Origin of the sequence: Shimia sp. R10_1 (assembly GCF_017744095.1) — a bacterium.
Classification (GTDB): domain Bacteria; phylum Pseudomonadota; class Alphaproteobacteria; order Rhodobacterales; family Rhodobacteraceae; genus Shimia.
The window spans coordinates 454,321-474,844 of the sequence record NZ_JAGHQX010000002.1; the positions used below are offsets into that span (position 1 = coordinate 454,321).

At 57.2% G+C, this 20,524-nt stretch carries 23 protein-coding genes and 1 pseudogene; 7 read left to right on the forward strand and 17 right to left on the reverse strand.

Annotation, left to right across the window (positions count from 1 at the left end):
• Window positions 1–5: 5 nt before the first annotated feature.
• The 3 genes and pseudogenes from grxC to J7413_RS20715 all read right to left on the reverse strand — a co-directional run.
• Window positions 6–263 (reverse strand): glutaredoxin 3, encoded by a 258-nt coding sequence (grxC, locus tag J7413_RS06585; RefSeq protein WP_209097260.1) that lies wholly within the window; start codon window positions 261–263, stop codon window positions 6–8.
• Window positions 264–300: 37 nt separating this feature from the next.
• The gene (locus J7413_RS20710) at window positions 301–723 is read right to left on the reverse strand and encodes a phosphoribosyltransferase family protein (protein WP_348538729.1); all 423 of its coding nucleotides are present in this window, start codon (window positions 721–723) and stop codon (window positions 301–303) included.
• A 114-nt stretch (window positions 724–837) separates the two neighbouring features.
• A pseudogene (locus J7413_RS20715) lies at window positions 838–1,065 on the reverse strand (double zinc ribbon domain-containing protein); the annotation flags it as partial.
• A 15-nt stretch (window positions 1,066–1,080) separates the two neighbouring features.
• Here J7413_RS20715 and J7413_RS06595 point away from each other — a divergent pair.
• On the forward strand, window positions 1,081–1,866 hold the full coding sequence (locus J7413_RS06595) for an SAM-dependent methyltransferase (RefSeq protein WP_247743356.1): 786 nt from the start codon (window positions 1,081–1,083) through the stop codon (window positions 1,864–1,866).
• Between the two features lie 26 nt (window positions 1,867–1,892).
• On the forward strand, window positions 1,893–2,945 hold the full coding sequence (gene hemH / locus J7413_RS06600) for a ferrochelatase (RefSeq protein ID WP_209097262.1): 1,053 nt from the start codon (window positions 1,893–1,895) through the stop codon (window positions 2,943–2,945).
• A gap of 135 nt (window positions 2,946–3,080) precedes the next feature.
• Here hemH and J7413_RS06605 read toward each other — a convergent pair whose 3' ends face one another.
• On the reverse strand, window positions 3,081–3,266 hold the full coding sequence (locus J7413_RS06605; protein ID WP_209097263.1) for a hypothetical protein: 186 nt from the start codon (window positions 3,264–3,266) through the stop codon (window positions 3,081–3,083).
• 146 nt (window positions 3,267–3,412) lie between these two features.
• Window positions 3,413–4,009, reverse strand: coding sequence for a L,D-transpeptidase (locus J7413_RS06610; RefSeq protein ID WP_209097264.1), 597 nt, complete (start codon window positions 4,007–4,009; stop codon window positions 3,413–3,415).
• A gap of 169 nt (window positions 4,010–4,178) precedes the next feature.
• Here J7413_RS06610 and J7413_RS06615 point away from each other — a divergent pair, with 169 nt between their 5' ends.
• Window positions 4,179–4,745, forward strand: a complete 567-nt coding sequence (locus J7413_RS06615; protein ID WP_209097265.1) for a CAP domain-containing protein — start codon at window positions 4,179–4,181, stop codon at window positions 4,743–4,745.
• On the opposite strand, the gene J7413_RS06620 is transcribed toward J7413_RS06615, so the two are convergent.
• From J7413_RS06620 to J7413_RS06630, 3 genes are all read right to left on the reverse strand, one after another.
• Window positions 4,731–5,225 carry a L,D-transpeptidase family protein gene (locus tag J7413_RS06620; protein ID WP_209097266.1) on the reverse strand — a complete coding sequence of 165 codons (495 nt, stop codon included), beginning with the start codon at window positions 5,223–5,225 and terminating at the stop codon, window positions 4,731–4,733. The genes J7413_RS06615 and J7413_RS06620 overlap by 15 nt on opposite strands.
• A 91-nt stretch (window positions 5,226–5,316) precedes the next feature.
• Window positions 5,317–6,531, reverse strand: a complete 1,215-nt coding sequence (locus J7413_RS06625) for a class I SAM-dependent RNA methyltransferase (RefSeq protein WP_209097267.1) — start codon at window positions 6,529–6,531, stop codon at window positions 5,317–5,319.
• Window positions 6,532–6,570: 39 nt separating this feature from the next.
• A complete protein-coding gene (locus J7413_RS06630; protein WP_209097268.1) occupies window positions 6,571–8,412 on the reverse strand; it encodes an ABC transporter ATP-binding protein in 1,842 nt (613 codons plus the stop codon).
• 50 nt (window positions 8,413–8,462) lie between these two features.
• Between J7413_RS06630 and J7413_RS20645 the strand changes: the two genes are divergently transcribed.
• A complete protein-coding gene (locus J7413_RS20645; RefSeq protein ID WP_280636516.1) occupies window positions 8,463–8,594 on the forward strand; it encodes a hypothetical protein in 132 nt (43 codons plus the stop codon).
• 107 nt (window positions 8,595–8,701) lie between these two features.
• Here the strand turns inward: J7413_RS20645 and J7413_RS06635 are convergent, their stop codons facing one another.
• Genes J7413_RS06635 through J7413_RS06645 form a run of 3 tightly spaced genes read right to left on the reverse strand, consistent with a single transcriptional unit; the run spans window position 8,702 to window position 11,452 of the window.
• Window positions 8,702–9,805, reverse strand: coding sequence for a CCA tRNA nucleotidyltransferase (locus J7413_RS06635; RefSeq protein ID WP_247743357.1), 1,104 nt, complete (start codon window positions 9,803–9,805; stop codon window positions 8,702–8,704).
• Between the two features lie 50 nt (window positions 9,806–9,855).
• On the reverse strand, window positions 9,856–10,464 hold the full coding sequence (locus J7413_RS06640; protein WP_209097270.1) for a CoA pyrophosphatase: 609 nt from the start codon (window positions 10,462–10,464) through the stop codon (window positions 9,856–9,858).
• The gene (locus J7413_RS06645; RefSeq protein ID WP_209097271.1) at window positions 10,448–11,452 is read right to left on the reverse strand and encodes an Hsp33 family molecular chaperone HslO; all 1,005 of its coding nucleotides are present in this window, start codon (window positions 11,450–11,452) and stop codon (window positions 10,448–10,450) included. The genes J7413_RS06640 and J7413_RS06645 overlap by 17 nt, the downstream gene beginning before the upstream one ends.
• Before the next feature lie 78 nt (window positions 11,453–11,530).
• On the opposite strand from J7413_RS06645, the gene J7413_RS06650 reads away from it, so the two are divergent.
• Entirely contained in the window at window positions 11,531–11,968 is a 438-nt protein-coding gene (locus J7413_RS06650; protein ID WP_209097272.1) for an NUDIX hydrolase, read from the forward strand.
• 15 nt (window positions 11,969–11,983) lie between these two features.
• Here the strand turns inward: J7413_RS06650 and J7413_RS06655 are convergent, their stop codons facing one another.
• A complete protein-coding gene (locus tag J7413_RS06655) occupies window positions 11,984–13,252 on the reverse strand; it encodes a SpoIIE family protein phosphatase (RefSeq protein ID WP_247743358.1) in 1,269 nt (422 codons plus the stop codon).
• A gap of 167 nt (window positions 13,253–13,419) precedes the next feature.
• Here J7413_RS06655 and J7413_RS06660 point away from each other — a divergent pair, with 167 nt between their 5' ends.
• Window positions 13,420–13,743 carry an Hpt domain-containing protein gene (locus J7413_RS06660; protein ID WP_209097273.1) on the forward strand — a complete coding sequence of 108 codons (324 nt, stop codon included), beginning with the start codon at window positions 13,420–13,422 and terminating at the stop codon, window positions 13,741–13,743.
• Between the two features lie 125 nt (window positions 13,744–13,868).
• On the opposite strand, the gene ilvA is transcribed toward J7413_RS06660, so the two are convergent.
• From ilvA to J7413_RS06685, 5 genes are all read right to left on the reverse strand, one after another.
• The gene (gene ilvA, locus J7413_RS06665) at window positions 13,869–15,107 is read right to left on the reverse strand and encodes a threonine ammonia-lyase IlvA (protein ID WP_209097274.1); all 1,239 of its coding nucleotides are present in this window, start codon (window positions 15,105–15,107) and stop codon (window positions 13,869–13,871) included.
• A 66-nt stretch (window positions 15,108–15,173) separates the two neighbouring features.
• A complete protein-coding gene (locus J7413_RS06670; RefSeq protein WP_209097275.1) occupies window positions 15,174–15,923 on the reverse strand; it encodes a hypothetical protein in 750 nt (249 codons plus the stop codon).
• Between the two features lie 141 nt (window positions 15,924–16,064).
• Window positions 16,065–16,685, reverse strand: coding sequence for a hypothetical protein (locus tag J7413_RS06675; protein ID WP_209097276.1), 621 nt, complete (start codon window positions 16,683–16,685; stop codon window positions 16,065–16,067).
• 133 nt (window positions 16,686–16,818) lie between these two features.
• Window positions 16,819–18,648, reverse strand: a complete 1,830-nt coding sequence (locus tag J7413_RS06680) for a beta-N-acetylhexosaminidase (RefSeq protein ID WP_247743359.1) — start codon at window positions 18,646–18,648, stop codon at window positions 16,819–16,821.
• The gene (locus tag J7413_RS06685) at window positions 18,617–19,372 is read right to left on the reverse strand and encodes a GntR family transcriptional regulator (protein WP_209097277.1); all 756 of its coding nucleotides are present in this window, start codon (window positions 19,370–19,372) and stop codon (window positions 18,617–18,619) included. The genes J7413_RS06680 and J7413_RS06685 overlap by 32 nt, the downstream gene beginning before the upstream one ends.
• Before the next feature lie 218 nt (window positions 19,373–19,590).
• On the opposite strand from J7413_RS06685, the gene J7413_RS06690 reads away from it, so the two are divergent.
• On the forward strand, window positions 19,591–20,523 hold the full coding sequence (locus tag J7413_RS06690) for a sugar ABC transporter permease (protein WP_209097278.1): 933 nt from the start codon (window positions 19,591–19,593) through the stop codon (window positions 20,521–20,523).
• The last annotated feature ends 1 nt before the right edge of the window (window position 20,524 follow it).

Here is a 20,524-nt window from a genome sequence, read left to right on the forward strand (position 1 = left end):
TTCAATCAGGCCGACAGCAGTGGATCAAGTTTGCCTGCACGCTCCAGCGCCATCAGATCATCACAGCCCCCCACATGGATTTCCCCGATGAAGATCTGCGGCACTGTGCGGCCACCATTGGCGCGTGTCACCATCTCTTGCTTGCGACCAGGGCTGGTGAGAACGTCGATTTCGGTAAAGGCGACATTTTTCTGCGTGAGCAAACGTTTGGCGGCATGGCAATAGCCACAGAGCGGGCTGGTGTAGATTTCGACAGGCTTCATCGTGTTTCCTTTGTGCACTCATGTGTTTGTCAGGCATTTAGGAAAGCTTTGCAACGCGCGCCAGTACCAGAACGCTGACATCTTTGGCATTTGCAGCGAAACAGGCTTCTGTTGCTGACTTTAATGTCGCACCGCTGGTCAAAACATCATCCACCAACAGCACCGACGCACCGTCTAGCCGATCTGTCCGTTTCGGGTTCGGCACGATTGCCCCACTAAGTTTTTCCTGTCGCTCTTTTGCGCTGAGCCCTTCCAGACTGCCGGCCCCGCGATTTCGGATCAAAAGATCTGGGCAGAAGGCTACGTGGACTTCTTTTGCAAAAGCCTCCGCCAGTAAAGCCGCCTGATTGTATCTGCGCTTCAACAAGCGCATTCGGTGGAGTGGTACAGGCGCAACCAGAGTATTGGCCGCGAGCAAGGGGTCTGCGACGCGCGCAAGCCATTTCGCTGCCGGTTTCACAACGTCAGTCCGATCGCTGTGCTTAAGACCCAAGATAAGCTGTCTGCCTGTTCCAGAATAAAGCAACGCCGCTCGCCCTCGCTGCCAAGGGGGCCGGGTATTCAGGCAAGTGTCACACACCACGTTCTCCTCACCAGCCAGCCGCGTGACAGGGGCTGCGCAGACGTCGCACGCATCGTCGCCGAGAAACACCATATCTGCCCAACACGTCGGACAGAGACCGAAATCACTCTCGACCATCTCTCCACACCCCACGCAGCGCGGCGGAAACAAAAGATGCAGCGCTGTTTGAAACTTGTGGGCGAGATGATTATTTCTGGCGCTATGCAAAACCGACCTCACCTCACTGACAGACCAATGCTGACCCGCAATCGCGCGCGCGCTGATCTGAAAGACGCGATGTTCCTACACGATATGGCGATAGATGAGGTTCAGGATCGGCTCAGCATGGTTAACAAAGGGTTTACATCCCCAGCCATCGTGACCGGATTTCCCAGCATCTGGCAGCGATGTGTCCCAAACGCAAAGATCGTCGAAGACACAGAGGTGCTCGCTCTGGAACAGGGTGCGCATGACCTCCTGATACACGCGATGGGGCTGCATTGGGCGGACGACCCTGTCGGGCAAATCATTCAGAGCCGTCGTGCTTTGAAAAATGATGGGTTGTTTCTAGCGGTGTGTTTTGGCGGCCAAACACTGCATCAATTGCGCGCAGCCCTTGGGCAGGCGGAGGTAGAACTCTCTGGCGGACTGTCGCCACGCGTCGCGCCGATGGCGGAAATCAGAGATCTCGGAAGCCTCTTGCAGCGTGCTGACCTGGCACTGCCTGTGGCTGACACTGCCCCCATAACTGTGACCTATGAAACGCCTTGGGCTTTGATGAGCGAGCTGCGAAAAATGGGCGAAGGCAATGCGCTACAGGGGCGCATTCGCACGCCAACGAAGCGGTCCATTATGATCCGCGCTTGCGAAATTTACGTAGATAGCTTCATGAAAAATGGTCGCATACCCGCAACTTTTGAATTGATCTATCTGACAGGGTGGGCCCCTGACGCCAGCCAGCCCAATCCGCTCAGGCCGGGATCGGCCACAACCCGACTTGCCGACGCGCTCGGCGCTTCTGAAATCAAACTGCCCAAGTGACTGCACACGGAACGGACCCTATTTTTATGACTCACGCCACTTGCCCAGCCCACGCCCCTGCGGATCACCCGAAGGTCGCGCGAGGCAAAACCGGCATTCTGCTCGCCAACCTTGGCACCCCTGACGATTATAGTTACTGGCCGATGCGTCGGTATTTGAACGAATTTCTCTCCGACAAACGTGTGATCGATTACCCAGCATGGAAATGGCAACCCATTCTGCAGCTCATCATTCTCACCAAACGTCCGTTCTCAAGCGGCGAAGCTTACGAATCGATTTGGGACAAAGAGCGCGGCGAAAGCCCACTGATGGTGATCACCAAGGAGCAGACCGCCAAAATTGCGGAGACTATGAAAGACCGCCATGGCGAGGACGTGATGGTGGATTTCTGTATGCGCTACGGCAATCCCTCAACGATTTCAAAAGTACGCGAGATGGTGGCCGCAGGCTGCGAGCGCATTCTGTTCTTCCCACTCTATCCCCAATACGCGGGCGCAACGACTGCCACGGCAAACGATCAGTTCTTCCGCGCGCTGATGAAAGAAAAATGGCAGCCCGCGGCGCGCACGGTCTCCGCCTATTTTGAACACCCAGCCTATATTGAAGCCTTGGCACAATCGGTCGAAAAAGCCTACGCGGCTCAAGACAAACGACCAGAGTTGCTGGTTGTGTCATATCACGGCATGCCAAAGCGCTACTTGCAGGAGGGGGATCCCTACCATTGCCAATGCCAAAAAACCACGCGTCTGCTGAAAGAGCGTCTTGGCTGGCAGGACACTGATTTGCGGACCACTTTCCAATCACAGTTTGGCCCAGAGGATTGGTTGCGCCCCTACACGGTCGAAGAAGTTGCGCGTATCGCCAAGGAAGAAGGCAAGAAAAGCATCGCCGTGATTGCGCCAGCTTTCTCTGCTGACTGCATCGAAACGCTGGAAGAGATCAATGAAGAGATCAAAGAAAGCTTCGAGCACGCAGGGGGCGAAGAGTTTCTCTATATTCCGTGCCTGAACTCGGATGCCGGCCACATCAACGCGCTGTGCGAGATCATCGACGAAAACCTAGGTGGTTGGGTGCGATAGCACCCAATTGCGGACTAACCGATCTGCGCCAGATTCAGCCCCTGATCCAAATTTTGCGGATCAGGGACCTCAAATTCCAAAGAAAAAGGCGGGGCCAAAACCCCGCCTTTTTCAATTTCGACAAGCTTAAAAAGCTTAGCTGCCAGCAGCTACAGCTGCAGCAACAACTGCGAGCAGAAGCAGTGGAACCCAAACGCCAGTGCCGGAACCGTTTGCGACTTCTTCAATCACAACAGGCTCAACAACTGGGTCGGCCAGGCCGCCAGCCATTGCGGTGGTTGCAGCAGCAGTCAGAGCAGCAGCGATAACGAGTTTTTTCATAGTATCCTCCAGAATTCGCGTGTCACCAATAGGAATGGGCGATGACAAGCACCCAAGACTTACCTCGTAAGTCACCTCTAAACAGTAATTTTTCCGAATTGCAAACCGAAGATTACCTTAGACGCGACTCCTTCGAGCAAATGTCGTCAAATTAGCAACACCTGCGTTCCCACTTTCGTCAATGAAAACAGCTCCGCGATGTGCTCGTTGTAAAGACCGATACAACCATTGGACGATCTACGCCCAATTTTACGAGTGTCGTGGGTTCCGTGAATGCGATAATAGGTCCAACTCAAATAAAGCGCATGAGTCCCCAAGGGGTTATCTGGGCCAGGGCCCACAAAATCGGGCCATTCAGGATTGCGTTTTTTCATCGAGGGCGTCGGACGCCAGCTCGGTCCCTCGACTTTGCGCACAACTTTGGTACGCCCAAGGCGCGTCAACTCTTCGCTCAGAGGAACGGACGTGGGGTATAGCTTGTAGGTCGATTCGTCTTCTGACCAATAATGCAGCGCACGGGAGGTCACATCGACCAGCACTGCCCCATTGTTCAAATTGTCAAAGTAAGGCCGCCAATCCAAAGAGCGGAAGCTCGAGATATTGCGGACCACACGTTCATCGAGGTCGCGCTCTACCTCGGTTGTACTATCTTCGGTTTGCGCAAGTGCCGGGGTACTCAGAAACGCGGCGCTGCCTGCCAAAAACGTTCGCCGACCAAATTTATTCGACCGCTCTACAGTCATTATTTTTCTCCAGAAACCAATCTCACGGGCCTGTGAGATCATATGGCTGTAATGCCGCAGTCGCAAATCAATCAATCGTCAGGGTAGCAATGTCACGCCTATGTGGGTTTTCATGGACACGCTGTGCGGTTAGGAGTGCCGCAATTAACTAGGTGGGACAGAGATTAAGATGCGCGTTATTGCTCTTTTGCTGGCAGCAGCGGTGGGATTGGCCGCTTGCGGAACAAGTGGCGGCGGAAGCGCCAAACAGTACAGAATCGATTCGGGCAACACGTCTCGTGTGCAATTCAGGGTCCTGGACTCAGTGAATGCGCTACGTCAGGCCTCCGGTGCGCCAGCAGTTACACTTAACGCCCAGCTGAATGCAGCCGCGGCAACCCATGCGCGCGATATGTCCCGACAAAACCGGCCATGGCACTTTGGCTCTGATGGCTCTTCCCCTCTCGATCGCGTCGCACGCGTCGGCTACCCGGGCACGCTAAGCGGTGAAACCATCAGCGAGAGCTATGAATCCGAAGTGGAGACCCTCGCAGCATGGATGGAGCAGGACGATACACGTTCGGTCATCTTGGACCGTGCGGCTCGCGATATGGGATTTGCCTGGTTTCAGGAAGACAACGGAAAAATCTGGTGGACGCTTGTGATGGGTGAACCCACCACAGCTCAGTTTACCACGGTCGCTGACACGCAGACCTCCGAAGCAAGCGACACGAACCCCTTCTCATCGATAAATTGAGACCGGAGTTCCGGTTCTCACCATCGCGTAGACATCACGCATTTCAGCATCGGTCACCGCAACGCATCCAGCGGTCCAGTCTTCGACACCGTTCTGGAAGGCTTTCGGGCGGCCATGAATGAAAATATCACCGCCCGGCGATTTGCCGATGGACGCGGCATATGCACGGTCGGCTGCGTTGGGGTATGAGATGCCAAGCGAAAGATAGAAGCGGCTGTTGGGGTTGCGACGGTCAATGTAATAGTCGCCTTCAGGCGTCCGCCCGTCACCTTCGATCTGCTTGTGTCCGGTCGGTGAGAACCCGAGCCCAACCTCATAAGCCTGTAGCACCTGATCATGATGCATCAGATACATCCGGCGGCTTTCTTTATAAATCAAAACCCGCGTCACTTCTGGACCCGTATAGGTTTTGAATTTCTCGGCGCAGCCTGCCAGTCCGAATGCCAAAACAGCAATCATCAATGCGGAGATCCAACGCATTAACCAGTTCCTCTTTATATGTCTTCACTGCCTCTGAGCGTTTCTTAGCAGACCGGCTAGCCTTATGCCGCTCACGCCTGCGTGATACGCTTTATTTCCGAACAAATCTTGAAGCCAATTCCACGTGGGAAGACCAGCGAAATTGATCAACTGTTTGCACCCACTCAAGCGTATATCCCGCGTGCACCAGCACCGCGGCATCACGTGCAAATGTCACCGGGTTGCAGGAAACATAAGCGATTTCAGAGATTTGTGACTTGGCGAGTTCCGCCACCTGCGCCTCAGCTCCGGCGCGTGGAGGGTCAATGACTGCAAAGTCATAGCGCAAATCCTCAGCGATCACCGGATTGCGGAACAGATCGCGGGTCTCTGCTGTCACTTTTTTCAGCCCTTTGGCCATGCGCCATCCGACGTCCATGGCTTTGACCATGGATTTCTCACCTTCGATGCCATGCATCCTGTAGCTTTCTGCCAGCGGCAGGGTGAAGGTGCCACTGCCTGCAAACAGATCAATCCCAGTATCCCCCTGCGTGATGGCTGCGCGTACAGCGGACAGCAAAGCCTCCTCGCCCTCTTTGGTGGCTTGCAAGAATGCACCGGGAGGCGGAATAACCTGCGCCGTTCCAAAGGTTTGGTAAGGTGCAAACCGGGTCGCGATGACTTCGCCATCCCAGCTCAGACGGGCCAGTTTATGGCGCTCAGCCTCTTGGGCCATACGCGCGAGCAGTTGGCCATCCAGCGGCTTGCCGCCTTTCACAGACAGATCAAGCCCCGCGTCTGACAGGGTAACCGTAGCACTGAGTTCGCCTTTGCGCGATCCAGCGATTTGGGACAAAGCGCCCACAATGTCCAAGGCGGGCATCAGATCTGGGTGCAGAAGCTGGCAGTCGCTGATGTCGGCGATCACATCCGAGGCGCGGGCATGAAAGCCAACAAGCGCGCCTTTTTTGGTGCGGCGAGCTGAGATCACCGCGCGGCGGCGCGATCTGGCGGGGGAGGTCACGATCGGGCGTAAGTCAGTTTCCAAACCCTGCGCAGCCAACGCCTGACGCACCACATCGACTTTCCAATCGGCGACAAATTCATCCGCTGCGTGCTGCAACTGGCAGCCACCACAGGTCTTGAAATGCCGACACGGTGCCTTCACCCGCTGATCTGACGGAGTCAAAACACGCATATTTTTCAGTCGGTTGCCCTCAATCTCCCCTTCGACGGTTTCACCGGGCAGGGTAAGCGGGGCAAAGATTGGACCCTCGGCAATTCCATCGCCGTGCAGGCCCAGTCGCTGGATGTCGATCTGGCTCATGCCTGTCCCCCTAACGAGGGACAGGCGCGAGGTCAAATGTTACTCAGCCGCCTCATCGGCATTGAGAAAGCCGCCGGACTGACGCGCCCAGAAACCGGCATAAAGACCATTCTGCGCGAGAAGCTCTGCATGGCTGCCCTGCTCTACGATACGGCCTTGATCCATAACCAAAATTCGATCCATCTCGGCAATCGTGGACAGGCGGTGCGCGATGGCGATCACGGTTTTGCCCGCCATCATACCGTACAACGTGCGTTGAATGGCGGCCTCGACCTCACTGTCCAGAGCGCTGGTCGCTTCGTCCAAGAGCAGAATCGGCGCGTCCTTCAGGATCACCCGAGCCAGCGTGATCCGCTGACGCTGACCGCCGGAGAGTTTCACGCCACGCTCGCCCACATGAGCATCATAGCCTTTACGCCCCTCCGGATCCTCCAAATCCAGAATAAAATCATGGGCTTCGGCTTTTTTGGCGGCGGCGATCATCTCCGCCTCAGAGGCATTAGGACGACCGTATAACAGGTTGTCCCGAACAGACCGGTGCAGCAGCGAACTGTCCTGTTGCACCATACCGATGGCATCGCGCAGGCTGTTTTGCGTGACCTTGGAGATGTCCTGACCGTCGATCAAGATCCGACCGCTTTCCGCATCATAGAACCGTAGAAGAAGCTTCACCAAAGTCGATTTGCCCGCACCCGAACGGCCAATCAGGCCAACCTTTTCGCCCGGCGCAATGGACAGGGCGATCTGATCCAGCCCACCAGAGCCGCGACCGTAGTGGTGCGAAAGATGATCAATCTCGATCTGCCCTTGGCCAAAATCAAGCGAAGGTGCTGACTTTTCATCTACCAAATCAATGGGTTGGGCAATTGTCTCCATACCTTCAGCCACCACACCAAGTTGGCGGAAAAACGAGGTGAGCGCCCACATGATCCAGCCGGTCATCGCATTCAGGCGCAGGCTGAGCGCGGTGGCGGCGGCAACCGCCCCAACCGAAGCTTGTCCCAAAGACCAGAGCCAGATCGCCCAGCCGACAACGCTGACGATCAGCACACCATTGAGCACCACCAGCGCCACGTCCATGATGGTGAAAATCCGCATCTCCGCCTGAAAGGTTTCCCGTGAATATTCAATGGCTTCCTTGGCATATTCCAGCTCGCGCTGATTGTGGGCAAAAAGCTTGACCGAGTGGATGTTAGTATAAGCATCCACCACGCGGCCAGTGACTTTGGAGCGCGCATCAGAGGCGGCCTGAGAGGCCGGACCGACCCGTTTGACTGTCCATTTCACAAGGAAGCCATAGAGCACCAGCCAGCCGAGCATGGGCAGCACCAGACGGGGGTCTGCCTCGGCCAAAAGGATAGCAGCACCAATGACATAGGCGATGGAGAAGGTGATGGCATCAAAGACCTGAAACACCGCCTCGCCGGCGGCGGGTGGGGTCTGCATAATGCGGTTCGCGATGCGGCCGGCGAAGTCATTTTCAAACCAGCCAACCGATTGACGCAAAACATGTTTATGGGCCCGCCAGCGGATCAGTGTGCCAAAATTGGGCAGCACCGTGTTGTTCAACAACAGCACATCCAGCGCCTGAAGCGCGGGGCGCAGGAACAAAACGAAGAGCACCACGATGATAAACTCGGTGCCATGTTCAGCCCAAACGGTGGACGGATCGCCGGTCAGAAGGTCCACGACACGGCCCATATAGGCGATCAGACCGACCTCCACCGCCGCCACAATGATGGACATTATCGTCGCAAAAACAAAGACTTGGCGGAATGGTTGCGCATAGTCGCGCAGGAAGGGCCAAAGCTTGGTCGGCGGCGCGTCTACTTCATCGTAGTCGCAATAGGGGTCAACGAGAGTCTCGAAAAACTTGAACATGAGAAAGCCTGAAAAACAGATAGGAAAAATAAGTGCATAGATGAAATGACATGCCAAACCTGGCCGTCATTGCGGTCAGATTGGCTTATGAAAACCAGATCCCACGATACATCCTGCACTCCTTCTCATGGTTGAGTGCGGCGATGCTGCGCGAGCGTTGCGCCAAAGTCAACCGGCATTAACCAAGTTTTTGCAACGTCGGTATTGCGTCGGTATCCCAACGGTATCGCGGAGGTGGATTTTTTGTGGCGGCGCCAAAGGTAAGCACAAGGTGCGCTGGTGTTGCGGATCAGTCCAAACTGCCAAGCAAATCCGCCTTGGTGAGCGTGAACTGCGAATCGATCCAGCGCGTCTCGAGCTGTTTGAGCGTCTGGCCGAGTGCGGCGCCCTGAAATCGGCCGATCAGATCGGAAGGGCGGATCGGGCACTCTGCCTCTGCCCCGGCCACAACAGCGTCGAGCGCATCTGGCATGAGTGGCATTTCCAGCAGAGCGGCGCGTAAAAGCACGATCGAACGGCCCAAATCAGCACCATGGTGATAGCCCAGCGCATTGGGGCTTTCTGTGCTTTCCACGCCGTTGCGCAAGGTTTCGAGCTGACGCGCGCTTTTCTTGGAGAGGCGCAACGCGTCCACGACCTGTTGCCCACCCAAGGCCGCGAGGCGGCGCATGGGATCGGGGGACAGGCCCGCCAGAGCTTCCAGATGAACAAGCGGCGCAAGGGCACGATCATCGGAACCTTCGATCACAGCGGTGAGCGCACCAGTGCTGCGCATCGCCGCCACCGCGGGGGCCGGATCTGGCGCGCCCATAAGTTTCACCATCTCTGTGCCGATGCGCTCTTTGGACAGGCTGGCAATGCCCTCGATATTGGCAGCGATGGCGGCGAGCGCTTCTGGGTCCATGCCCTCGTCCGGGTCGCCGTAGTAAGCGTGAAAGCGGAAGTAGCGCAGGATGCGCAGGTAATCTTCGCGGATGCGCTCTTCGGCCACGTCGATAAACCGCAGACGGCGGGCCTCAAGATCCGCAAGACCGCCAAGTGGATCAACCACGGTGCCATCGGAGCGGGCATAAAGCGCATTCATGGTGAAGTCGCGGCGGTGGGCGTCATCCTCCACGTGATCGGAGAAGGCCACCACAGCGCGGCGGCCGTCGGTTTCCACATCGCGCCGGAAGGTGGTGATTTCATGGGGGATGCCACCCGACACCACGGTGATGGTGCCATGTTCGATCCCTGTGGGGATCGCCTTGAGCCCGGCGGCCTTGGCCAGCGCAATGACCTGCTCTGGTCGGGCGTCGGTGGAGATGTCGATGTCGTTCACCGGCGCGCCCAAAAGCGCGTTTCGTACACAGCCGCCCACAAAGAGCGCCTGATGATTATCAGTCTCTAACATAGCGCAAACCGCCTGTGTGGCGAGTGCTGTGAGCCAATCCCCCGTGACTTTCATAGGCGCTCCACCCGGTCTGCCAAGCCACGCAGAATGCGCGCGGTTGCGCCCCAGATGTAATAGGGACCAAAAGGAACAGTAAAGTAGTGGCGGCGCTTGCCCTGCCAGCGGCGGGACTGCACCGAAAACCGCGCCGGATCGGTGACATGGGCCAGCGGCACAGAGAAGACTTCCTCTACTTCGCCGGGCTCTGGGATCACCTCAAAAGCGTCTCTAACATGGCCCAAAACCGGTGTGACTGAGAAGCTTGTCACAGTTTCATGGGTGGGCAGCGTGCCGAGCACCTCGACGTTTTCAGGTGGCAGACCGATCTCTTCGCGCGCCTCTCGCAATGCAGCGGCAATCACATCCGCGTCGGATTCATCCTGTTTGCCGCCGGGAAAGGCGATCTGGCCCGGATGATGTTTGAGATGGCTCGCGCGTTTGGTGAGGATGACATGAGGAATGCCGGATTTGATCTCGATCGGGACCAGCACGCCGGCGGGGCGCAGCTTACGGCCCTTGGGCAAGATCACATCAGGATTGAGATCAAAATCAGAAGAGGCCGCGCTGTCCAGCGACAGCGCGGCCCGAACGTGTTCGAGTGGATCAGGCGCCAGCAGCATCAGCGCTGCGGTCCTTGGGTGGCATGCCCACGCTGGCCGGATCCATGTCGTAATGCGCGCCGCAGAACTGGCAATCGGCGGTCACGCGGCCTTCCGGCGTGGTCATCTTTTCGATGTCACGCGCGGAGTAGATCGACAGGGACTGGCGCACACGTTCCTCTGAGCAGGTGCAGCCAAATTTCACCGACTGCGCATCATAGACGCGCGGCTCTTCCTCGTGGAACAGACGCACCAACAGATCGGTTGGCGGCACGGAGGGCCCGATCATTTCCAGATCTTCCACCGTGTCGAGCAAGATGTTGGCGCGGTTCCAGTTCTCTGCGTCGTCTTCGTTGACCACATCTTTGGCCAGAAGATAGCCGCTTTCACCGCTGCCGCCTTCACCGGAGATCTCTGGGCTCGCCTTTGGCATATGCTGCAGCATGATGCCGCCCGCGCGCCAATGCTCGCCCACGCCCGGCTCGATGGATTTGCCAAACTTCAGGGAGAAGCGCGTTGCCAGCTGTTCTGACTGGGCAAAATAGGCCTCAGCAGAGGCCTGAAGCGACCCGCCAACAAGGCCGGAAATGCCCTGATAGGGCTTCATGCCATCCCCTTGATCGATCAGCACCGCGAAATAGCCATTGCCGAGCTGTTCAAACGGCGTGCCATCGGTCAGGCGCTCTTCGTCAAAGCTTGCGTAAGCGCGGATGCGGGCAATCTCACCCTCATTTTGGGGCGCGTAGTAATCGGTGGCGATCATGCGCACGGGGCCGTTGGTCTGCACCTGCAGCGACAGCTTCCAGCGCAGGCTGATGGTTTGCCCGATCAGCGCGGTTAGCAGGGCCATTTCGGCCACCAGCGCCTCGACCGTTTCCGGGTAGGCATGTTGTTTCAGCACGCCCGAGAGCACGCCGTCCAGGCGCGCAACACGCCCGCGAATATCAGATTTGTCCAACTGGAACGGCAGCACTGTGTCGTCCCAGGCAATTTTACTTGCAGCTTTCATGGGGTTTCCTTATCGGCCTTCCCTTGCCATACCGCGACTATATAGGGCCAGCAAGGGCAGGAAAAAGGGGTTTCACCGATGATACCACGATTTGGCACACCGCCACGCGCGGATATCTCCTATCGGTTGCGACCCGGGGCCTATGCGGTGCTGCTGCGGGGAGACCAGATGCTGGTGACGCATCAGAGCCGTCCGATCCCCGAGTTTCAGCTGCCCGGAGGCGGGATTGATCCCGGAGAAAGCCCACTGGTCGCGCTGAGCCGGGAGGTGTTTGAAGAGACCGGATACCGGATTGCCAAGCCCCGCAGGCTGGGGGCGTTTCGCCGCTTCACCTTTATGCCGGATTATGACCTTTGGGCGGAGAAACTCTGCACGGTGTATGTCGCCACACCCACGTTGCGGATCGGGCCACCGAGTGAACCGGGGCATGAGGCAGTGTGGATGCACGCCGCTGATGCAATCGCAAAGCTGGGCAATGACGGTGACCGCCACTTCGCCTCACTGCTGTTGGGCTGACGCGGGACGGCGGGGTTAACTGCCCTGATACTCCAGAAGAATACCGGACACATCATCGGGGAACCCCTTGCCACCGGAGAATTCATCCAGCTTCCAGACCAGCGCTTGCAGGGTGTTCTCCAGATCGTGATCCTTAAGATCGGCCATCATGGCCTCAAGCCCTTCTTCGCCCAGCATACCGGAACTGGTGTCAGGGCATTCAGTCACGCCATCTGACAACAGGAACAACCGGTCGCCCGGAGCCAGTTGAATGTCGAACTGCGAAAATTCCGCGCCGGGAATCAGGCCAACGGGCAGACCGCCAGGGCCTTCCTGTTCAATGGCACCATCCGCACGCTGCACCAAAGGATGCGGGTGACCGGCCTGCGCCATGATGACCTTGCCGGTTTTGAGATCCACATCCGCCAGCAGCATGGTGAAATAATGCTCTGTCTCCATCTCATCGAGAATGATCTCGTTCAAACGGGCAACAACCTCTGCCGGGGGCAGTGGCTGATGGGATCCGTCCGGCAACACCTGCATGGCGACATTATGCTCTGGTGAAGTGGCGGAAAGATGCCCAGCAAGACGCGCGGTGATCAGGGCAGAGCTGATTCCATGCCCAGAAACATCAATCGCATAAAGACCGATTCGCGTTTCGCTGATCTTGTAGTGCCCCACGAGATCACCGCCCACATGGCCAGACGACTGCAACAGCAAAGACACCGCCGCCCCGTCAAAGGTGCGGAACCGTTCCGGCACCAAGGACTGCTGAAGCTTTTTGGCGGCCAGCAAGTCATTGTCCAGACTGTCATAAAGACGACGCAACTCATCCAGCGTATCGGTGATGACCCGGTTTTTGTCTTTGAGCTCGCGCTGCATGCGCAGAATACGCTCCGCCGCGGAGATCCGTGCACGCAGCTCATAGCCGTTCACAGGTTTGGTCAGAAAATCATCCGCCCCTGCATCAAACCCTTGTGCCACCTCAGTTTTTTCGCTCTTGGAGGTCAGGAGAATGAAGTATCCATAGGTCTCTGTCTGCAGCTCACGAAAGGCCACACAAAACTCAAGGCCAGTCATTCCCGGCATCATCCAGTCAGACAGAATCAGATCCGGCGGATCGTTGCGGCAGATTTCCAGCGCTTCGGAGCCTGAAGCCGCTTCAATCACATCATAGCCATCCCGCTTGAGCGAGAGGCTGAGGATACGGCGCTGCACACGGCTGTCGTCCACCAACAGAACACGTTTGATGACCCCGACACCCGGGGCATTTTTCTCAGCAGATTGAACAGAGGTCGTCGACAAAACGCTGGGGCCTTTGCACAAATTATAAAGTTCGTTAGACAGACATCTATGCTTGCGCTGCTTAACATGCCGTCAAAACTAAAAATGAGATAGTTCAAAATTTACCGGTTAGGAATTGTTAATACTTTTTTGTCACTCTTACGGAAGGAATTGATGAGGAAATGCCCATGATTGACTGGGAACGTGTAGATGAGCTGCGCCAAGAGATTGGAGCAGAAGACTTCGATGAAGTTGTGGATCTCTTTCTCGATGAAGTCGAGGAAGTGATTGGTCGTCTGCAAGATGGACCTGACATGGCCAATCTTGAGGCGGATCTCCATTTCCTGAAAGGCGGCGCGCTGAACCTTGGGTTTCAGACATTTTCGCAACTGTGCCAAGCTGGGGAAGCGGCGGCGGCCGCTGGAAAAGGCGAGACCGTCGATCTGGCAGCGATCCTCACCGCGTTCGAAGACAGCAAAAACATCTTTGCGCAAACCCTGGCAGCAGCCTGAGCAATTCCTGACGCGTCACCGTCTGACAAGATGACCCTCCAAAAAAGCGCGGCGCCATACTCTCTGGCGCGGCGCTTTTTCATATGTGGCCCTACACCCGCACCCAACGCGCAGATCACGTGCTGCTAGAGCACGTATTGAGCAAGCGTTTCATCGTTGGTGATGTCTGTGAAGGTCATGCCAGCGGCCTTGATTCGTGCAAACAGCGCGTCAAAGTTCTCAGATCGCGTGGTTTCGATGCCAATGAGCACAGACCCGAAATTGCGCGCCGATTTCTTCAGATACTCAAAGCGCGCGATGTCGTCTTCGGGGCCAAGCGTTTCCAGAAAATCACGCAGCGCACCGGGACGCTGAGGCATGCGCAGAATGAAGTACTTCTTCACCCCTGAGAATCTTTGCGCGCGTTCTTTCACCTCTGGCAGGCGCTCAAAATCAAAGTTGCCGCCAGAGGTGACACAGACAACGGTTTTGCCACGGATCTGATCCGCGACATCGCTGAGCGCATCAACTGCCAAGGCCCCAGCTGGTTCCAGCACGATGCCTTCGACATTCAGCATTTCAATCATTGTCGCGCAGATCCGATCTTCGGGCGCGGCCAGCACATTTTCAGGGGCGAGTGTTGCCAGCCGTGCGAAGGTTTTGTCACCGATCCGCGCCACAGCTGCGCCATCCACAAACCCGTCAAGATTGGCGAGCGTGACCGGTTGACCGGCATCCAGCGCCGCCGCAAGGCTCATCCCACCCTCTGGCTCCACCAATGTGTAGTTGGTTTGATCGGCGAAATAGCTGTAAACGCCGGAGGACAGCCCACCACCGCCAACCGGCAGAATGATGTGGTCTGGCACTTGGCCAAGCTGCGCTTCGATCTCTACAGCGACGGTGGCCTGACCTTCGATCACATCTTCATCATCAAATGGGGACAGGAAGGCGGCACCGGCCTCTGCGCAATAGGTTTTGGCCGCCGCCAGCGTATCGTCGAAATAATCGCCCACGAGGCGGATCTCTACATTTTCGCCGCCAAACACTTTGGTTTTGAAAATCTTCTGCTGTGGCGTGGTGACCGGCATGAAAATCACGCCCTGCACATCAAAATGCTTGCACATATAGGCCATGCCCTGTGCGTGATTTCCGGCACTGGCGCAAACAAAGATGCGCTGATCCGGGTTGTCCACCCGACGCTTGCGCATGGCATTAAACGCGCCGCGCAGCTTGTAGGAGCGCACGGGCGTCAGGTCTTCGCGCTTGAGCCAGATGTTGGCGTCAAAGCGGGCGGAAAGGTGGGCATTCAGCTGCAGAGGCGTGGCGGGAAAAACGCTGCGCATGGCGGCTTCGGCAGTGCGGGCACAAATACGAAAATCGCTCATGTGCCCTCAGTGACTTAAGCCGCCCCGTTTGGCAAGGCCCAGTCGAGCCGGGCCCGCAGATCAGGGTCAGTCGATCGACCGACCCTCAACATAGTGACCATACAATGTGGTCAGGATGCTGATGTTGAGGAGGGACACAAAAATCGTGGTCGCCAAATTGAGCACAACGGACAGTGGAGGAGAGACAAGCGCGAGACCAGCCGCCGCGCTTTGCGTCAAAATCTGAAGCCCTGCCAGCAGCAAAATCATCAACAGCAGCGCACCCCAGGATTTCGTGGTGGCCTCAAACGCCTGACTGAAGGTCACAGGTTTGCCGACCGCCGCTGCGGGCAATGTGACTGACAAACGCATCAAGGCGAGCACCGCAATGAAATAGGCAGGAATGCCGATCAGAACGCCAAGCACCGGAGAAGCCTTCACAATCAACATCAGGACAAACCCGGCAGGCGCAACCACAAGAAGAGCCGCCAGCGAGAGTTTAAAGATTTGCCCCCAATAGGCAAAAATCTGGGCTTTGTGGAAGGGCGGAATCCAACCCTGCGGCATCTCTTCGAGCATGACAAACCGATGCCAGGCGACAACGCACCATGTGGCAAGCAGGGCCGTCACAACAAACACACCCAAAAACATAAGTATTCGAGTAAGCTGGGGCGTCGCCGCCATGCCTGCGTGGGACATACTGGTAAACATCAGGGCAACAAACAGCCCAAGCACCACAACACCAATCAGCGATAGCACCAGGAATATACGCGCGGCTTCCCGCCAGTTGCGCACGATCATGCCAATGGCATGTTTGAACAGTTTCCAGCCCTGCATTGTCTCACCTCTAAGTAGCTGAAACCTCAGCTACAGTCGCGCAAAAGCGATCTCAAGGCAGAAACGGCTGTAACCCGCTGCGCCACCCGGCATGATGCAAAATCTGCACAGGCCGGGCGCCCGGAGGGGTTGGTTTCGGCGTCAGGCCTGCAACATGTCTGTCTCTGCAGCTGCGGGCAGGCCCATGGCAACCAAAGTTGGCTCGTTCAGACGGGCCGGATTGATCCCACTGAGGGTGACCCCCTCGCCGCCTGGAAAGATCAGCACAGCATTGCCATAGGTATCAGCACGCACGGCGACGTCCCTGACAGTGATCGGCTTGCCATGCGCATCGGTGAGCTGAGACACATCAAGCTGGTCACGATCTGCGCCCTCGATGCGGAAATCTTCCACCAGCTGAAAATCATAGGCCTCGGCAAACGCGAAGGTTTCGCTGTCACACATCCATTCGACCAACGCCTCTGTCACCTCGGCGGGGGCGGGTTGGGTTGGATCTGCGCCCTGCTCCCAAGGTTCCACAAAACTCAGCACACGCCCGCGCGCTGTGGTTGGAAACCCTCGCGGGTTATCAGGCGCAAAATAGGTGGCGCCGTGATGTTCAAAAAACGCGCCCTCCACAATGCCCAAGGCAGTGTCATACACAACGCTGCCACGCCCGAGAGGCGGATTGTCCTCTGGACAGATCTCTATTTCGAAACCGGCCTCCGCAGGTGTCGGTGTTGTCAAAGTGTCAAAAAGCCAATGGGCCCTTACATGTGCCATCAGTCTTCCCCCAAAATAATCCCAAGGACAACTACGGCGCAGCAAAGTTAAGAAAGGCTAAATGAGCGCTGGCGAACTGGTTCGAGTTTTAGGCGCAGTTGCATCGATTTTTTGGAGCCCGCGACCAAAAGGCTCAGGCCACGCCCGCCTGTGTGTTCCAGATCTGTGCGCCCAGCGCGGATTGATAGACATGGGCCAGCTGGGTGAGCGCCTCTGTGGTCATGGTCTCGGTCTGCCACGCCTTGGCGCTCACCCCGAGCATGCGCGGCATGAGCATCGGCCAGATCTGCGCATCTTCTGTGGTGAACTCAGACCAGAAGGTGCCCTGTACCCCTTTGATGCGGTCTGCAAGGTTTGGGTCGGGCACCGGCTCCCAGGCGATGGTGTCCGCCAGAGAGACATAGGCCGCCCAATTGGCGCCCCAGTCATCAGGATCATCGGTATGCGCCATATCAAGGTAGACATGCTGTGCCGGGCTCATCACCACATCATAGCCTGCGCGGGCGGCGGCGAGGCCGGGCCCCTGCCCTGTCCAGCTGAACAGCAGTGCGCCATTGCCAATGCCGCCGTTGTTGCCCTTTGCGGCCTCTTCCCACGCACAGGGGCGGAAGCCGTGCGCGGTGGCTTTGGCAGCGAGCCGCGCAATGGTCCAGCCTTGCAGATCATCGGTGGTTTTCAGCCCTTCGCGGGCCATCAGATCACGGGCCAGCGGGCTGCCCATCCACGTGCCTTCCGGCAGTTCGTCACACCCCAGATGAACATGACCAAAGGGGAAGAGCGCGCCAACCTCCGCCATAATAGGCTCTAACACAGCCCAAGTCTGGTCAATTGCAGGGTTCACCACATTGCCTTTGTAGCCCTGAACGCTGGTTTCTGTGCCGCTGTCATCGGGATCGCGCAAATCCGGAAACACATGAGTGAGAGCGATGGCATGGGCGGGCACCTCGATCTCTGGCATCACCTCAATATTGAGCGCCTTAGCATGGGCGAGGATGGCGCGGGCGGTGTCTTTGGAATAGCTGCCCCCGGAGGTCAGCGCGCCGGCGAACAGGCCGGGCAGCAGATGGCCCTCACCACAGAAGGCGGTTTGCTGCCAAAGTTCCGGAAAACAGTCGATCTCCAGACGGAAGGCCTCATCATCGGCAAAATGCCAGTGAAAACGGTTCATCTTGAGCAAGGCCATCAGGTCGAGCAGCTCAAAGATGGTTTCGGGCGCATAGTAATGGCGTGCGGTGTCCAGATGTTGCCCCCGCCAACCAAAACGCGGCGCGTCTTTGAGGGTGCCACAGGGCAAAGGCCCCTGCTGCATGAGCGTCAGAAGCGTGATGCCCGCATAAAACACCCCGCCGTAATCCCCAGCGCGGATGGTGATACCTTGCGGCGTGATGTCGATTTCATAGGCATCCTCGGGAAGATCTACGAGGTCAACATGTGTCTCTATACAACCTTGATATTCCCATTTCTTACGATCCGCCAGATCGGCAACCGCCTGTAGCGCGGGATGTGCACATTGGATGCCATCCAGCGACAGCGTGCCGCCGGACGGTACCCAGCTTTGCGGCTGCGGCACCAGTGGCAGACCGGGGAACGGCCCCAGATCCGGCAGCGGTTGCGGGCGGCATCCCGAAGGTGGTTTGGGCAGAGGGATCGCCACGCCAGCCACCCGCAGAAAAGGTCCCAAAGGGAGCCAGGCGCGGTTGGCTGCGTGAAAGCCGCCGGCGTAGCGAATGGTCACTTCATACGGCGCATTGTCTGCCAAATCGGGAAGCTGAATTTCGGTGTAACTTCCCAGCTGTTTCGTCACTGTTCCGCCAGAAACCACCTCAAATGGGGCCATGCCGGAAAAGCAAAACACCGGAGCCGCCAGTGCGTGATCCGGTGTGAAAGTGCATAGGATTTCTTTGCCAATGAGGCGACTTTCATACTGCATATCAATCCAACCTGAGTTCTGAAACGAAGTCATAAATATCTGAGCGGTACAGGCCGCGCGTGAGCTCTATCGGGCGCCCCGAGGCGAGATAGCCCGTGCGCACGATCTGCAACACCGCGCTGCCTTCAGGCAGTTTCATGAGATCGGCGTCAGAGGGCGACAGGTTGAGTGCGGTCACTCGTTGGATGGCGCGGGTTGGCGCGCTGCCATCTTTGCGCAGCAGCGTATACAGCGAGGTTTCAATTTTTTCAGGGTCGCGCAAAATATCGCGCGGCAGGGAAGAGTATTCGAGCGCGATCGGCGTCCCCCCGGCGCTGCGCAGACGGTTGATGCGCGCAACCTTTTCATGGGCTGCAAGCCCCAACGTGACCATTTCATCGGGGTTTGGCGAAAACAGCCCACGCGAGAGCACTTCGCTGGTGGCCTGCATGCCGCGCGCGCGCATGGTTTCGGTGAAGGACACAAGAGAGGACAGGGATTGTTCCAGCCGCGGAGAGGGCATGGCCACAAAGGACCCAGCACCGCGGCGCTGTTCAATCAGCCCCTCCTCCACCAGCAGAGACACGGCCTTGCGCACGGTGACACGGCTGATGTCTGCGGTGTCTGCCAGATCCCGTTCCGGCGGGAGCTGATCGCCTGGTTGCAGACCACCACTGCGGATCTCTGCGGCGATGTGGCGGTAGAGCTGCTGATAACGTGGACCCCGCCCTGCGCGATGCCAGACAGTGGGATCATATAGCGACGTTTCGATATCCATCCGGGGGCCCTCGTGTGGTTTCAAAAACAATACCAATTCGCAAGACAGGCGCAAAAGGGCAGACTAAACACCTATCGAAATGCCTGTTTTTCATGGGTTATTCAAGGGAATTCTTTTTTGGTATTGTATTGGTAGTATTTTGGTTTGATTGAGTTAACATATTTGTCATGAACTGATTCGACTTCCTGCTGAGCCGAAGAACACCATGGGGGATATGGATGGCCGAACTCTCCGCACAGGCGCCACAAGACAGCGCCAGCCTGCGCAGCCGCACTTTGCCAGAGGGGCTCTTTGGCTGGCTGCTGGTTGGGCCCGCCATGCTCTTCATCGCGGTGATTGTGGCGTGGCCGCTCGCGGAAACCATTCGGCTTTCTTTCATGGACGCGGGCCTTGGCGGCGAAAGCTATGTCGGCCTTGAGAACTATCAGGATCTCGCCGACAGCCGCCGCTTTCATCAGACCATTGTGCGCACGTTTTACTGGATGTTCCTCAGTGTGGGACTGAAACTGATGCTCGGGCTGATTGGTGCGACCCTGCTGAACGCCGCGATACCGGGACGGGCGCTGTTTCGGGTGCTGGTCATGCCACCCTGGGTGATCCCGATTGCGATTGGCTGTATTGGCTGGTTGTGGCTCTATAACGGCTACTTTGGTGTTTTGTCCGGGGTTTTGATGAAGCTCGGCATCACCGACGGACCCTTTGAATTCCTTGCTTACAAAACTTCGGCTTTCTACTCTGCGGTTGTGACCGATGTCTGGGTGGGCACGCCCATGGTGACGCTGTTCTTTCTGGCGGCGATGCAGGGGGTGAGCCGGGATCTGTATGAGGCGGCTTGGGTGGATGGCGCCGGGCGCTGGTATCGCTTCCGCCGGATCACCATTCCGCAAATTTTCCCGGTGATCGTTTCTATGGCGCTGCTGTCGGCGATTTTCACCTTCAACAGCTTCGAGATCATCTGGATTTTGACCGAAGGCGGGCCGCGCGGGGCCACCACCACCATGATCGTGGACACCTATAAGGTTGCGATTGGCAATTACAAATTTGGCGAAGGCGCGGCACGGGCGGTCATCATCGTGATCCTGCTTGGCCTTTTCTCTCTCATCTATTTGTTCTTCCTGAACAAAGTGAACAAACGCTACGGGGTGAAGTGAC